At 72.7% G+C, this 13,281-nt stretch carries 12 protein-coding genes; 8 read left to right on the forward strand and 4 right to left on the reverse strand.

Annotated features, from left to right (window positions below; translation table 11 throughout):
* Position 1 precedes the first annotated feature (1 nt).
* On the reverse strand, positions 2-169 hold the full coding sequence (locus CXY01_RS20915) for a hypothetical protein (RefSeq protein ID WP_186813435.1): 168 nt from the start codon (positions 167-169) through the stop codon (positions 2-4).
* 240 nt (positions 170-409) lie between these two features.
* Between CXY01_RS20915 and gatC the strand changes: the two genes are divergently transcribed.
* The 4 genes from gatC to CXY01_RS16450 all read left to right on the forward strand — a co-directional run bounded on the left by gatC (position 410) and on the right by CXY01_RS16450 (position 4,382).
* Positions 410-709 carry an Asp-tRNA(Asn)/Glu-tRNA(Gln) amidotransferase subunit GatC gene (gene gatC / locus CXY01_RS16435; protein ID WP_146929328.1) on the forward strand — a complete coding sequence of 100 codons (300 nt, stop codon included), beginning with the start codon at positions 410-412 and terminating at the stop codon, positions 707-709.
* Positions 706-2,229, forward strand: coding sequence for an Asp-tRNA(Asn)/Glu-tRNA(Gln) amidotransferase subunit GatA (gene gatA, locus CXY01_RS16440; RefSeq protein WP_146929331.1), 1,524 nt, complete (start codon positions 706-708; stop codon positions 2,227-2,229). The genes gatC and gatA overlap by 4 nt, the downstream gene beginning before the upstream one ends.
* Positions 2,226-3,722, forward strand: a complete 1,497-nt coding sequence (gene gatB, locus CXY01_RS16445) for an Asp-tRNA(Asn)/Glu-tRNA(Gln) amidotransferase subunit GatB (protein ID WP_146929334.1) — start codon at positions 2,226-2,228, stop codon at positions 3,720-3,722. Before gatA ends, gatB begins: the two co-directional genes overlap by 4 nt.
* 111 nt (positions 3,723-3,833) lie before the next feature.
* A complete protein-coding gene (locus tag CXY01_RS16450) occupies positions 3,834-4,382 on the forward strand; it encodes a GNAT family N-acetyltransferase (RefSeq protein ID WP_146929337.1) in 549 nt (182 codons plus the stop codon).
* 1 nt (position 4,383) lies between these two features.
* Here CXY01_RS16450 and CXY01_RS16455 read toward each other — a convergent pair whose 3' ends face one another.
* Positions 4,384-4,977 carry a TetR/AcrR family transcriptional regulator gene (locus CXY01_RS16455; protein ID WP_146929341.1) on the reverse strand — a complete coding sequence of 198 codons (594 nt, stop codon included), beginning with the start codon at positions 4,975-4,977 and terminating at the stop codon, positions 4,384-4,386.
* A 101-nt stretch (positions 4,978-5,078) separates the two neighbouring features.
* Here CXY01_RS16455 and CXY01_RS16460 point away from each other — a divergent pair, with 101 nt between their 5' ends.
* Together CXY01_RS16460 and CXY01_RS16465 are read left to right on the forward strand one after the other, a co-directional pair.
* Positions 5,079-6,083, forward strand: coding sequence for a hypothetical protein (locus CXY01_RS16460; RefSeq protein ID WP_146929344.1), 1,005 nt, complete (start codon positions 5,079-5,081; stop codon positions 6,081-6,083).
* Between the two features lie 552 nt (positions 6,084-6,635).
* On the forward strand, positions 6,636-8,525 hold the full coding sequence (locus CXY01_RS16465) for a glycosyl hydrolase (RefSeq protein ID WP_146929347.1): 1,890 nt from the start codon (positions 6,636-6,638) through the stop codon (positions 8,523-8,525).
* Between the two features lie 22 nt (positions 8,526-8,547).
* Here the strand turns inward: CXY01_RS16465 and CXY01_RS16470 are convergent, their stop codons facing one another.
* Positions 8,548-9,897: a cryptochrome/photolyase family protein gene (locus CXY01_RS16470; RefSeq protein WP_146929350.1), complete on the reverse strand. Its 1,350-nt coding sequence runs from the start codon at positions 9,895-9,897 to the stop codon at positions 8,548-8,550.
* Positions 9,898-9,983: 86 nt separating this feature from the next.
* On the opposite strand from CXY01_RS16470, the gene CXY01_RS16475 reads away from it, so the two are divergent.
* Positions 9,984-11,516: a peptide MFS transporter gene (locus tag CXY01_RS16475; protein ID WP_146929353.1), complete on the forward strand. Its 1,533-nt coding sequence runs from the start codon at positions 9,984-9,986 to the stop codon at positions 11,514-11,516.
* Between the two features lie 24 nt (positions 11,517-11,540).
* The gene (locus CXY01_RS16480) at positions 11,541-12,203 is read left to right on the forward strand and encodes a 4a-hydroxytetrahydrobiopterin dehydratase (RefSeq protein ID WP_146929356.1); all 663 of its coding nucleotides are present in this window, start codon (positions 11,541-11,543) and stop codon (positions 12,201-12,203) included.
* A 7-nt stretch (positions 12,204-12,210) separates the two neighbouring features.
* On the opposite strand, the gene CXY01_RS16485 is transcribed toward CXY01_RS16480, so the two are convergent.
* Positions 12,211-13,191 carry a LacI family DNA-binding transcriptional regulator gene (locus CXY01_RS16485; RefSeq protein ID WP_146929693.1) on the reverse strand — a complete coding sequence of 327 codons (981 nt, stop codon included), beginning with the start codon at positions 13,189-13,191 and terminating at the stop codon, positions 12,211-12,213.
* Positions 13,192-13,281 lie beyond the last annotated feature (90 nt).

Genomic DNA, 13,281 nt, shown 5'->3' on the forward strand with positions numbered 1-13,281 from the left:
GTCACTCCGTGAGGTTGCGGAAGAACGTGGCGAAGCTCGAGAACGCGTTGACGATCAGGTCCCAGAGGGCCTTGACCAGGTCGGCGGCACGGTCCGGGCTCGTGACGATGGCGTACACCAGGAAGATCGCGATGATCCAGAACAGGGCGGTCTTGATCTTCGGCGGCATTGCAGTCCTCGCAGGGCGTCGTCGGGGGGCGCGTGGCGCGGTTCGCGTTCGGGGAGCATCTCGGAGCACGGTCGGAGCACGCGGTGGATCGCCCCGGGGGCAGGGGCGGCCGGCACCACCGATAGCGGCAAAGCGTACTTACCGGATGCGGCGGAACGCGGGAGCACACACCGGGAAGTGCTGGGCTGCCCGCGTGCTGCCCGCGTGGGGTGCCGGGCCCCAACGTCTAGACTCCGACGCATGTCCACCCTCTCTCGCGACGAGGTCGCGCGCGTGGCGGGCCTGGCACGGATCGACCTCACGCCGGCGGAGCTCGACCGCCTCGCGGGCGAGCTCGACGTCATCGTCGAGTCGGTCGCCCGCGTGAGCGAGATTGCCACGCCCGACGTGCCGGCCACCAGCCACCCCCTGCCGCTGACCAACGTGTTCCGCCCCGACGTGCCCGTGGAGCCGGTCGACCGCGACCTGGTGCTGGCGTCCGCGCCGGAGCACATCGACGGCAAGTTCGCGGTGCCGCAGATCCTGGGGGAGGACGCATGAGCGGGGCCGGCGCCGACCTGACGCGCATGTCCGCCGCCGTGCTGGCCGACAAGCTCGCCGCCCGGGAGGTGTCCAGCGTCGAGGTCACGCAGGCGCACCTCGACCGGATCGCCGACGTGGAGCACGCCGTGCACGCGTTCCTCCAGGTGAGCGGGGACGCCGCGCTCGCCGTGGCGGCCGACGTCGACGCGCGCCGCACCTCCGGGGAGGAGCTGCACGCCCTCGCCGGGGTGCCCATCGCCGTCAAGGACGTCGTCGTCACCAAGGGCCTGGAGACCACGGCGGGCTCGAAGATCCTGCAGGGCTGGATCCCGCCCTACGACGCGACGCTCGTCGAGAAGCTCAAGGCAGCCGGCCTGCCCATCCTGGGCAAGACCAACATGGACGAGTTCGCCATGGGGTCGTCCACCGAGCACTCCGCGTACGGCAACACGCACAACCCGTGGGACCTCGACCGGATCCCGGGCGGCTCCGGCGGCGGGTCCGCCGCGGCCGTCGCCGCGTACGAGGCGCCGCTGGCGATCGGCACGGACACGGGCGGATCCATCCGGCAGCCGGCCGCCGTCACCGGCACGGTCGGCGTCAAGCCGACGTACGGCGGCGTGTCCCGGTACGGGCTCATCGCGCTGGCGTCCTCGCTGGACCAGGCCGGACCGGTCACGCGCACGGTCCTGGACTCGGCCCTCCTGCACGAGCTCATCGGCGGCCACGACCCGCGCGACTCGACGTCCATCGACGAGCCGCTCCCCGCGCTCGTCGCCGCCGCCCGCGAGGGCGTGTCGGGCAACCTGAAGGGCGTGCGCGTCGGCGTGATCCGCGAGCTGCAGGGCGAGGGCTACCAGCCCGGGGTGCTCGCGCGGTTCGAGGAGTCGCTCGAGCTGCTGCGGAGCGCCGGCGCGGACATCGTCGAGGTCTCCTGCCCGCACTTCACGTACGCGCTCGCGGCGTACTACCTGATCCTGCCGGCGGAGGCGTCCAGCAACCTGGCCAAGTTCGACGGCATGCGGTTCGGCCTGCGCGTCGTGCCCGAGGACAACCCGACCGCCGAGCGCGTCATGTCCGCCACGCGCGGGCAGGGCTTCGGCGACGAGGTCAAGCGCCGGATCATCCTGGGCACCTACGCCCTGTCGGCCGGGTACTACGACGCCTACTACGGCTCGGCGCAGAAGGTCCGCACGCTCATCCAGCGCGACTTCGCGTCGGCGTTCGAGGCGGCGGACGTGCTGGTCTCCCCGACGGCGCCGACCACGGCGTTCAAGCTGGGCGAGAAGCTCGACGACCCGCTCGCGATGTACCTGAACGACGTCGCGACCATCCCGGCCAACCTGGCGGGCGTGCCGGGCCTGTCGCTGCCCAGCGGGCTGTCCGACGACGGCCTGCCGGTCGGGTTCCAGGTGCTGGCCCCGGCCAAGGCCGACGACCGGCTGTACCGGGTGGGTGCGGCGCTGGAGATGATGCTGGAGCAGTCGTGGGAGGGTCCGCTGCTGTCTCGGGCTCCCGAGCTGAAGGTGGCCCGATGAGCACGCTGGTGGACTACGACGACGCGGTCGCGCGCTACGACACGGTCATCGGCATCGAGGTGCACGTCGAGCTGGGCACCGCGACCAAGATGTTCGACGGCGCGCCCGCCGGGTTCGGCGAGGAGCCGAACACGTCGGTCACGCCGGTCTCGCTCGGGCTGCCGGGATCCCTGCCGGTGGTCAACGGCAAGGCCGTCGAGTACGCGATCCGCATCGGCCTGGCGTTGAACTGCTCGATCGCCGAGACCTGCCGGTTCGCCCGGAAGAACTACTTCTACCCGGACGTGCCCAAGAACTTCCAGACGTCGCAGTACGACGAGCCCATCGCGTACGAGGGCTACCTCGACGTCGAGCTCGACGACGGCAGCATCTTCCGCGTCGAGATCGAGCGCGCGCACATGGAGGAGGACGCCGGCAAGAACACGCACGTCGGCGGCTCCGGCGGCCGGATCCACGGCGCGGAGTACTCGCTGGTCGACTACAACCGTGCGGGCATCCCGCTGGTGGAGATCGTCACCAAGCCGATCACCGGCGCCGGCGCCCGGGCACCCGAGGTGGCCCGCGCGTACGTGCAGACGCTGCGGGACCTGTTCCGTGCGCTGGAGGTCTCCGAGGCCCGCATGGAGCGCGGCAACGTGCGCGCGGACGTCAACGTCTCGATCCGGCCGACGCCCGGCTCACCCCTGGGCACCCGCACCGAGACCAAGAACGTCAACTCGTTCCGGTCGGTCGAGCGGGCGGTCCGCTACGAGGTCAGTCGCCAGGCGGGCGTCCTCGACGACGGCATCGCGATCATCCAGGAGACGCGCCACTGGCACGAGGACACCGGGACCACCGCGTCGGGCCGCGTGAAGTCGGACGCCGAGGACTACCGGTACTTCCCGGAGCCCGACCTGGTCCCGATCGCCCCCGACCGCGCGTGGGTCGAGGAGATCCGCGCGAGCCTGCCCGAGCTGCCCGCCGCACGACGGCGGCGGCTGCAGACCGAGTGGGAGTACGCCGACGCCGAGATGCGCGACGTCGTCAACGCGGGCGCCGTCGAGCTCATCGAGACGACGATCGCCGCGGGGGCCAGCCCGGCCGCCGCGCGCAAGTGGTGGATGGGCGAGCTGGCCCGCACCGCCAAGCAGCAGGAGGTCGAGCTGGCCGAGCTGCCCGTGACGCCGACCCAGATCGGCCAGCTGCAGAAGCTGGTCGACGACGGCCGGATCAACGACAAGCTGGCCCGCCAGGTGCTCGAGGGCGTGCTGGCGGGCGAGGGTGACCCCGAGACGGTGCTCGTCGCGCGCGGGCTGGAGGTCGTGTCGGACGACGGCCCCCTGCTCGAGGCCATCGACGCCGCGCTGGCCGCCCAGCCGGACATCGCGGAGAAGATCCGGTCCGGCAACCTCGGCCCGGTCGGCGCGATCATCGGCGCGGTCATGAAGGCGACCCGCGGCCAGGCCGACGCCGGCCGCGTCCGCGAGCTGCTGCTGGAGCGCATCTCCGGCTGACCGGCAGGTGCCCCGCCCGTCGGGCGGGGCACCTGCTGCCGCCGGTGATGCGCCGGTAACCTGCCTGCCATACCGGAGCCGTAGCGTTCGCCGAAGCGACAGGAGGCACCGATGGAGAAGCCCACGCTCCAGGGCGAGATGATCGTGCTCCGCCCCATCCGGGCGAGCGACGCGGACGCGCTCTGGGAGTCGGTCAACGACGCCGAGGGCAACCGGCTGACCGGGACCACCCAGGTCTTCACCCGCGAGGAGATCGACCACTGGTGCGCGACGATCGCGTCGCGGGACGGTCGGATCGACCTCGCGGTCACCGCGAACGGGTCGGACGAGTACCTCGGCGAGATCGTCCTCAACGAGATCGACGACGTGGTCCGGTCCGCCAACCTCCGTCTCGCGATGCGCCCGGGCTACCGCGGGCGCGGGTACGGCACCGAGGCCATCCAGCTCATCCTCGGCCTCGCGTTCGACGGGCTCGGGCTGCACCGCGTCGAGCTCGACGTGCTGAGCATCAACGCGCGCGCCAAGTCGCTGTACGAGAACCTCGGCTTCCGCGTCGAGGGGCGCAAGCGCGACGCCTACCGGGACGGGCCGGGCTGGTGCGACGGCATCATCATGGCGCTGCTCGAGGACGAGTACCGCGCGACGCAGATCCCCGGCTGAGTCAGCGGGGCAGGTACTTCTCGACGCTGGCCAGGTACGCCTCCGTGTCGAAGTCCGGCACGATCGCGGACTGCACCACGAACCCCTGCACGGCCGAGATGAGCAGCGGCACCTGCTCGGCGGCGAGGGCGTCGGCCTCCTCGGGCGGGGTGCCGTGCGTGCGCTGGTGCCACAGGGACGTGTACTCGGCGAGCGCGCCGCGCAGCCGCACGATGACGTCGTGCGCCACCGTGCGGACCTCGGGGTCGGTGACGCCCTCGCCCCACAGCTGCAGCATGATCGCCGGGTTGCCCAGCGCGCTCAGCATGCCGCCGATCAGCACGCGGGGGAGGGTCGGCGGCGGCGCGAGGGGTTCGGTGCGCGCCAGCCGCTCGACGTCGAGGATGCGGTTCCCGACCACGCGGGACGCGACGTCGACGATGATCGCGTCCTTGCTGGCGTAGTGCCCGTAGATCGCCCCGGCCGAGAGCCCGGACTCCGCGATGATCTCCGCCATCGACGTGGCCTGGAAGCCCTTGCGACGGAAGGCGCGCAGGGCCGCCTCCGCGATCTCGTCGCGACGGGCGGTGCGGTACTCCTCGGTGACCTTGGGCACCGCACAGCATAAAAACGAATGATCGTTCTTGACAAGGACGGCGCGCGGGGTCTTCGCTGTACCTACAAGAACGAACGTTCGCTTTAAGAGAGGATCTCGCCATGCCGCACACCCCGTGGCGCCACCTGGTCGGCGTGGGCGCCGGACTCGTCGGCGTCCTGACCGTCCTCGTGCTCGCCTTCCTCTGGCCCGCGGTCACGTCCGAGCCGCGCGACCTCCCCGTCGCGGTCGCCGGCCCGCCCGCCGCCGTCGCGCCCGTCGCGCAGGGGCTCGACGAGCGCGCCCCCGGCGCCTTCGAGGTGGTCCCCGCCGCCGACCGCGCCGCGGCCGTCTACCTCGTCGAGACGCGCGACGCGTACGGCGCCCTGGTGCTGGGGGAGCAGCCCGAGATCCTCGTGGCCTCCGGCGGCAGCCCGCTCGTCGCGCAGCAGCTCACCGCGCTCGCGCCGTCGATGCAGGCGCAGCTCGGCGTCCCCGTGACGGTCACCGAGCTCGTCCCGCTGCTGCCGGGCGACCCCCGCGGCGCCATCCTCGGCGCGGTCACGTTCCCGCTGGTCATCGGCGGGATGATCGGCGGCATCGCGATCTCCGTCACGGTCGTGGGCGTCTGGCGCCGGGTCACCGCGGTGACCGCCTACTCGGTCCTCGGCGGGCTCGCGGTCGCCGGGGTGCTCCAGGGCTGGTTCGGCGCGCTCGCCGGCTCGTACTGGGTCAACGCGGGCATCATCGGCCTGGCGATCCTCGCGATCGGCGGCGTGATCGTCGGCGTCGTCTCCGTGGTCGGTCGGCCCGGCATCGCGATCGGTCCGGTGCTGTTCCTGCTCGTCGCCAACCCGATCGCGTCCGCCGCCCAGCCGTGGCAGATGCTGCCCGCCCCGTGGGGGGCCATCGGCCAGTGGCTGCCCCCGGGCGCCGCGGCCGCGCTCCTGCGGGACGAGTCGTACTTCCCCCAGGCGGGCACGACGCAGCTCTGGGTCGCGCTGGGGTCCTGGGCGCTGGTCGGTCTCCTGCTCGCGGCGACCGGTCACCTGCGCGACACCGGGGCCGCCTCGCGTGCCGCGCTCGCCGAGGCGTCCGAGCAGGAGCCGCAGCTCGTCCCGGCCTAGCCACCGCGGGCACGGGGGCAGGGCCGGACGCCTGCCCCCGGGCCGTGCCGCGTCAGGCGATGGGGAGCCCGTCGAGGGCGCCAGACGACCCACACGATCGCGCACACGGATAGATCTCGGGCGTCGGGAACAAGGTCGCTGACCTGCAGCAGGAATGCAAGCAGGGCGTCCATCGTTTGCGCAGGGAATCAATGGCGAGGCTCGCTGTCCTGCGGTGCGGGGTCGCCGGCGGCCGACGGTCGTCGCCCACGAGCTTTGGTCGAGGGATGCTCGGAAGCCCGCGTTCATCAGCCCGGGAGTCCCTGTGCACGTGGGCCTCACGCCGGAGGGCTCGAGAGCCGATGGAAGAGAGGGGCGGGTCGTGCCGCCTTCGTGACGTCCCGCACATGTGCGCGAGGCGAATCTCACAATGGAGTCACCTTCCATTGTGACTCGGGCAGGTGTCGTGGACACCCGTCCATTCTTTCTGTCCGTCCCGCAAGCCGCCGCCGAGCGGGACGAGCCGAGGCGCCCACTTCTCGGGCCGTTGAGAACAACCAGGAGTGCCTTCCGGTGCGAGCGTTCCTGCCCGTCACGGGCGTCGTCACCCCTGTCCGCGCGGCGAGGCGTCGCACCCTCTGGTGGGCTGTCGTCCTCGCCTGCGTGCTCGTCGTCGCCGGCGCCGTGCCCGCCCGGGCTGCCGACGCGGTACCCCCGGCTGGCTCCGCGGCGGCTGCACTCACCCCGCCGTCGGGCCTGCTGTTCGGTGCCTTCGTCGACCAGGGCACGCAGGTGACCTCCGAGGCTGCCGTGGCCCGGTTCGAGGACGCGGTCGGGCGCAAGCTCGACGTGCACCGGATCTACCGGCTCTGGGACCACGACCTGGCGGGCCCGGTCGCCGCGTCCGTGCGCCGCGGGCGAACGCCGGCCCTGTCGGTCTCGAGCAAGCGCGCCGACGGCACGAAGGTCGGCTGGGCGGCGATCGCCGGCGGCGCGCACGACGCCGAGATCGCGGCCCAGGCCGCCGCGGTCGCCGCGATCGGCGTCCCGATGTTCCTGACGTTCCAGCACGAGCCCGACTACGCGACCGGCTTCGGCACGCCGGCCGAGTACCGCGCGGCGTGGCGGCACTACGTCGAGGTCTTCCGCGCGCGGGGGGTGACCAACGTGGTCTGGACGTGGATCGTCACGCCGACGCCGTTCGGGACCTCGGCCTCGCCGAGCGCGGACGCCCTGTACCCGGGCGACGACGTCGTCGACTGGATGGGCCTCGACGTCTACAACTGGTTCGGGTGCAGCACCAACCTCCAGACGAGCTGGAGCTCGGTGTCCACCACGGCGAGGTCGTTCCGGGCGTACGGGCAGGCGCACGGCAAGCCGCTCATGATCGCCGAGTGGGGGTCGGTCGAGGACCCCGCCGACCCGAACCGCAAGGCGGCCTGGATCAGGGACTCGATGGCCACCTGGACCGCGTGGCCGGAGGTCAAGGCGGTGCTGTACTTCCACCAGCACGGCAGCTGCCCGTGGTACGCGGACTCCTCGCCGGCGGCGCTGGCGGCGTTCTCCGCGATCGCGGCGGACCCGGCGGCTCGCACACGTGCGAGCGCCTACCTGCGCGTCTCGACGACGCTCGGGAGCGCGCCGCTCACCGTGACGCTGGACGGCTCCCGGTCGTCCGGCACCGGGCGAGGCGCCGGTGAGGGAGTCGCCCGGTGGTCGCTCGACCACGGAGACGGGTCCGCACCCGTCTCCGGGACGGGAGCCCCGCCGGTCGGGCTGACGCACACCTACGCCGCCGGGACCTTCGCCGCGCGGCTCACCGTGACCGACGCGTCGGGGACCACCGCCACGGACACCGTCGCCGTCGTGTCCGCGCCGGCCCCGGTGGTCACGACCGAGCAGAAGGACGTCACCACCACGTCCGCGACGCTGCAGGCCGTCGCCCAGCTGCACGGCTACGCCGGGACGGTCAGGTTCGAGTGGGGGACGACGGCGGCGTACGGGAACGGGAGCCCCGTCTACGAGGTCCCGGCGGTCACGTACGCCAAGACCGTGAAGCACGCCGTGACGGGCCTGCGTCCCGGCACGACGTACTACCTGCGCACGACCACCCGGTCACCGGCGGGCACCACCGTGCTGACGGGCACCTTCGAGACGGCCGGCAAGCCCACGTCCTCGAGCCAGTACACGGCGGGGACCACGCCCACGTCGACGACGTTCAAGGCGCAGGTCCATCCGCACCGCCTGCCCACCACCGCGTGGCTCGAGTGGGGCACCACCACGGCGCTGGGCCGGACGTCCGTCGTGACGTCGCTGGCTGCGCTGACGTACGAGAAGACCGTCGCCAGCGAGCTGGTCACCGGCCTGTCGCCGGGCACGACGTACTACTACCGGGTGGTCGCGCAGAACTCGAGCGGGTCGTTCGTCGGCCCGGTCCTGAGCACGCGCACACCCCGGTCCTGAGCGGGACGGTCTTCGGGCGCCGCTAGTCGCGGCCGCGGTGGAAGTCGTCGAGGGCCACCTTGCGCTCGGCGCCGTGGTCGACGATCGGGTCCGGGTAGTCCTCGGGCGCCTCGAGCCCCAGCTTCCACGGCTGGTGCACGGCGCGCCCGGGGACGTCCCGCAGCTCCGGCACCCAGCGCCGCACGTAGGTCCCGTCGGGGTCGAACTTCTCGCCCTGCGTCACCGGGTTGAACACCCGGAAGTAGGGCGCCGCGTCGCGACCCGTGCCGGCGACCCACTGCCAGTTCAGCTGGTTCTGCGAGATGTCGCCGTCGACCAGCCACTCCATGAAGTGCGCCGCCCCGCGCTGCCACCGCACGTGCAGGTCCTTGACCAGGAACGACGCGACGACCATGCGGACGCGGTTGTGCATCCAGCCGAGGGCGCGCAGCTGGCGCATGCCGGCGTCGACGAACGGGTACCCGGTCCGCCCGGCCGCCCACGCCTCGAACGCGGCGTCGGCCGCGTCGCCCGACGCCCACGAGTCCTCCGGCACGACGGTCCGCAGCGACTGCTGCGCGGCGCCGGGGTGGTGCCAGAGCACGTCGGCGTGGAACTCGCGCCACGCCAGCTCGGACCGGAACGTGGCCACGTCGAACGGCGCCTGCGCCAGGTCCGCGAGGAGGGTCCGGGGGTGCAGCTCGCCGTACTTCAGCGGGATCGAGAGCCTCGAGGTGCCGTCGAGGTCGGGCCGGTTGCGCAGGTCGGCGTACTCGGCCAGCTCGTCCTGCAGGTACGTCGTCCAGCGCGCGTGGGCCGCCCGCTCGCCGGCTGCCGGGAGGTCGACGTCCGTCGCCGGCTCGTCGGGGACGCCGTCCGAGCGGACGTCCGCCCAGGGGACCCGCTGGGGTCGGCGCGCGGGGGCGGACCAGCCGTGGTCGAGCCAGGCCCCGCGGAACGGCGTGAACACCTGGAACGGGGTGCCGCCCTGCGTCGTCAGGCGGCCGGGTGCCACGGCGTAGGGCGACCCGGTGCGGACCAGGGGGACGTCGAGGGCGTGCTCGACGGCCTCGTCGCGCCGCCGCCCGTACGGCTCGGTCGCCGCCGTGACGTGCACGGCCGGCGCCCCGACCTCCGTCGCGACCGCCGGCACCACCTGGGACGCAGGTCCGTGGCGCACGACGAGCCGCCCACCGACCGACTCGTCGAGCGCCCGCAGGCTGCGTGCCAGATAGGTGAGGCGCGGCGCGCCGGCCGAGCGCCAGAGCGCGGGATCGACGACGAACAGCGGCACGACCTCGTCGTCGGCGGCCCGGGCCTGCTCCACCGCGGCCAGCAGGGCGGGGTTGTCCGCGAGCCGCAGGTCGCGGCGGAACCAGTGGATCGTGGGCACCTGGCGACGGTAGCCGCGGACCGGCCGGTCCGCCCTCCGGCGGTCCGCGAGTGGTGCGCACCCAGGGGCGAGGCCACCATGAACCCATGAGCGATGAGCCGGGGGGCTCGGGCGCCAGCGCCCGCAGGAGCGACACGCTGCCGAGCGACAGGGCCTTCTTCGGTCAGCCGCTCGGTCTGCTCACCCTCTTCGGTACCGAGCTGTGGGAACGGTTCAGCTACTACGGGATGCGCGCGATCCTCCTGTACTACCTGACCGACACGGTCGCCAACGACGGCCTCGGCATCGAGCAGACGTCGGGCGAGGCGCTCGTCGCGATCTACGGGTCGTCGGTGTACCTGCTGTCCGTGCTGGGCGGCTGGCTGGCGGACCGCGTGATCGGTGCCCGGCGCTCGGTGCTGTACGGCGGCATCGTCATCGCGGCAGGGCACGTGTTCCTCACGGTCCCGCAGGCGCTGTTCTCCTACCTCGGCATCGTGCTGGTCGCCCTCGGGACCGGCCTGCTCAAGCCGAACGTGTCGAGCATGGTGGGCGAGCTGTACGACCGGGACGACCCGCGGCGCGACTCGGGCTTCTCGATCTTCTACATGGGCATCAACATCGGCTCGCTCGCGGCCCCGTTCCTGGTGGGCGCGGCCCGCGCGGCCGGCGGGTACCACGCGGGGTTCGCGGTCGCGGCCGTCGGCATGGCGATCGCGCTGGTGTTCTTCGTGCTCGGCCGCAAGTACCTCGGTGGCGCGGGCGACGTGCCGCCCAACCCGCTGACCCCGGCGGACCGCCCGGCGGTGGTCCGGCTCTTCGCCGTCGTCCTGGCGGGCATCGCGCTGGCGTTCGCCGTCGCTGCGGCGGTGCACGGGGGCCTCGGCCTGCCGACCTTCATCGACGCGATCTCCTACCTCGCGTTCGCCGCCCCGGTCGCGACCTTCGTCGTCATGTTCCGCTCGCCCAAGGTGAGCAGCCACGAGCGCACCCGGCTGCGGGCCTACATCCCGCTCTTCGTCGCCGCGATGATCTTCTGGATGATCTTCGAGCAGGCCGCGAGCACGCTGGCGTCCTACGCCCAGGACAACACCGACCTCACGATCTTCGGCACCACCATCTCGCCGGAGCTGTTCCAGTCGGTCAACCCGGCGACGATCATCCTGCTGGCGCCCGTGTTCGCGTGGCTCTGGATCAAGCTCGACGACCGTCCGCCCACCGCCGTGAAGTTCGCGCTCGGCCTGACCTTCGCCGCCCTGAGCTTCATCTTCCTGGCCGGCGCCTCCTGGCTGGCCGACGGCGCCCAGACCTCCGCGTGGGTCCTGGTGACGGTCTACGTCATCCAGACGGTCGGCGAGCTGTGCCTGTCCCCGGTGGGGCTCGCCGCGACGACCCTGCTGGCACCGCGAGCGTTCCGCGGGCAGGCGATGGCGCTGTGGTTCCTCGCCCCGTCGGCCGGCAACGCGATCGCCGCGCAGGTCATCCAGTCGACGCCCGACGTCGGCCCGACGCAGTACTTCGGCATCATCGGCCTGATCGCCCTGGCGTTCGCCGGTGCCATGTTCGCCCTGGCCCCGTGGGTCACGCGGCACATCCGTGCGGGCGCCGACTCCGAGGCCGAGGCGGCGCTGCAGCGCTGACCGTGCGGTGGCAGGGTGGGCGGCATGGCTGACACCACGCTCCTGCCGCACTCCGACGTCACGGCCGCGGTCGACGCCCGGCACTGGCGCGTGCTGCTGCGGTCGCTGCGCGCCACGTTCACGGCGCCCGACTTCAGCACCGCGGCCGCCTTCGTCGCGAGCGTCGCGGCGGCCGCCGACGAGGCGAACCACCACCCCGACGTCGTCCTGCGCTGGGGACAGGTCACGGTCACCACCTCGAGCCACGACGCCGGCGGCCTCACCCAGCGGGACGTCGACCTGGCCGCCACGGTCAGCGCCCTCGCCGACGAGCTCGGCCTGGAGGGCGACGTCCCGCGCAGCGAGATCCTCGAGATCGCGATCGACGCCCTCGACATCCCGGCGGTGGTGCCGTTCTGGGCGGCCGTCATGGGCTACGAGGTCACCGGGGACGACGAGGTGAGCGACCCGGCGGGCATCGGCCCCGCGATCTGGTTCCAGCAGATGGACGAGCCCCGGCCGCAGCGCAACCGGATCCACCTCGACATCAGCGTCCCGCACGACCAGGCGGAGGCCCGCATCGCGGCGGCGGTCGCCGCGGGCGGTCACCTGGTCAGCGACGACCGTGCGCCGGCGTTCACCGTCCTGGCGGACGCCGAGGGCAACGAGGTCTGCGTCTGCACGTGGCAGGCCCGCAGCAACAGCTGAGGGAGGGTCAGCGGCGCGGCGGTGCGCAGGACGCGCGGACGACGAGCTCGGTGGGCAGGCGCAGGTGGGTCGAGCGCTCCTTGCCGTCGATCAGGTCGACGAGCAGCCGCAGCGCGTCGGCGCCCATCTCCTGCAGCGGCTGGTTGATGGTGGTCAGCGGGGGAGAGGCCAGCGCCGACTCGGGGACGTTGTCGAACCCGATCACCGACAGGTCGTCCGGCACCGACAGACCGAGCTCGCCCGCGACCGCCATCACGTGGATGGCCGAGAGGTCGTTCGCGGCGAAGACGGCGGTGGGCCGGTCGGGGTTGCCCAGCAGGAGGCGGGCAGGCCCGTCGGCGGTCTCCGGGCGGTACCCGCCGACCGCGACCAGCGCCTCGTCCACCGGCAGTCCGGCCGTGTCCATCGCCTTGCGGAACCCGTCCTCGCGCAGCCGGGCGGACTCGAGGTCGAGACGCCCGCCGAGGTAGCCGATGCGCCGGTGGCCCAGCCCGATGAGGTGCTCGGTGGCCAGCACGGCGCCGGCGAAGTTGTCGGAGTCGACGGTCGGCAGGCCGGTCGGGCCGGTGTGCGGGTCGACGGCCACGACCGGCACGCCGGTGTTCGCCTCGACGACCGTCGGGGTCACGATGATGGCGCCGTCGATCAGGGTGCCGGACAGCCGGGACAGGTAGCGCCGCTCCCAGCCGACGTCGGCGCCGCGGCCGCCGCCGGAGTAGGCGAGCAGCTCGTAGCCGGTCGAGCCGACCGCGGACGAGGCTCCCTTGAGCAGCTCGGTGCTGAACGGCTCGAACTCCGCCACGAGGATGCCCAGGACGTTGGTGCGGTGGCTGCGCAGCGACCGGGCGCCGAGGCTGGCCTCGTAGCCGAGCTCGTCGATGACCTCCTGCACGCGCGTCAGCGTGCTCTGCGCCACGCCGTAGCGGCTGTTGACCACCTTGGAGACCGTCGCGACGGACACCCCTGCCGCCCGGGCGACGTCTTCCATCTTCACGCGCGGTGTCGAGTCCACGTGGTGGAGCATAGAGCATGGTATCGATAACGTTATCGATCCGAGACCTCTGTTTCGATAACGTTA

Source organism: Cellulomonas xylanilytica (assembly GCF_007989805.1).
GTDB classification, from domain to species: Bacteria; Actinomycetota; Actinomycetes; order Actinomycetales; family Cellulomonadaceae; genus Cellulomonas; species Cellulomonas xylanilytica.

Excerpts from the sequence above, each read along its gene's own strand:
- CXY01_RS16475 (WP_146929353.1), top strand. The coding sequence starts at position 9,984 with ATGAGCGATGAGCCGGGGGGCTCGGGCGCCAGCGCCCGCAGGAGCGAC.
- CXY01_RS16450 (WP_146929337.1), top strand. The coding sequence starts at position 3,834 with ATGGAGAAGCCCACGCTCCAGGGCGAGATGATCGTGCTCCGCCCCATC.
- CXY01_RS16460 (WP_146929344.1), top strand. The coding sequence starts at position 5,079 with ATGCCGCACACCCCGTGGCGCCACCTGGTCGGCGTGGGCGCCGGACTC.
- gatA (WP_146929331.1), top strand. The coding sequence starts at position 706 with ATGAGCGGGGCCGGCGCCGACCTGACGCGCATGTCCGCCGCCGTGCTG.
- CXY01_RS16485 (WP_146929693.1), bottom strand. The coding sequence starts at position 13,191 with ATGGAAGACGTCGCCCGGGCGGCAGGGGTGTCCGTCGCGACGGTCTCC.
- CXY01_RS20915 (WP_186813435.1), bottom strand. The coding sequence starts at position 169 with ATGCCGCCGAAGATCAAGACCGCCCTGTTCTGGATCATCGCGATCTTC.
- gatC (WP_146929328.1), top strand. The coding sequence starts at position 410 with ATGTCCACCCTCTCTCGCGACGAGGTCGCGCGCGTGGCGGGCCTGGCA.
- CXY01_RS16480 (WP_146929356.1), top strand. The coding sequence starts at position 11,541 with ATGGCTGACACCACGCTCCTGCCGCACTCCGACGTCACGGCCGCGGTC.
- gatB (WP_146929334.1), top strand. The coding sequence starts at position 2,226 with ATGAGCACGCTGGTGGACTACGACGACGCGGTCGCGCGCTACGACACG.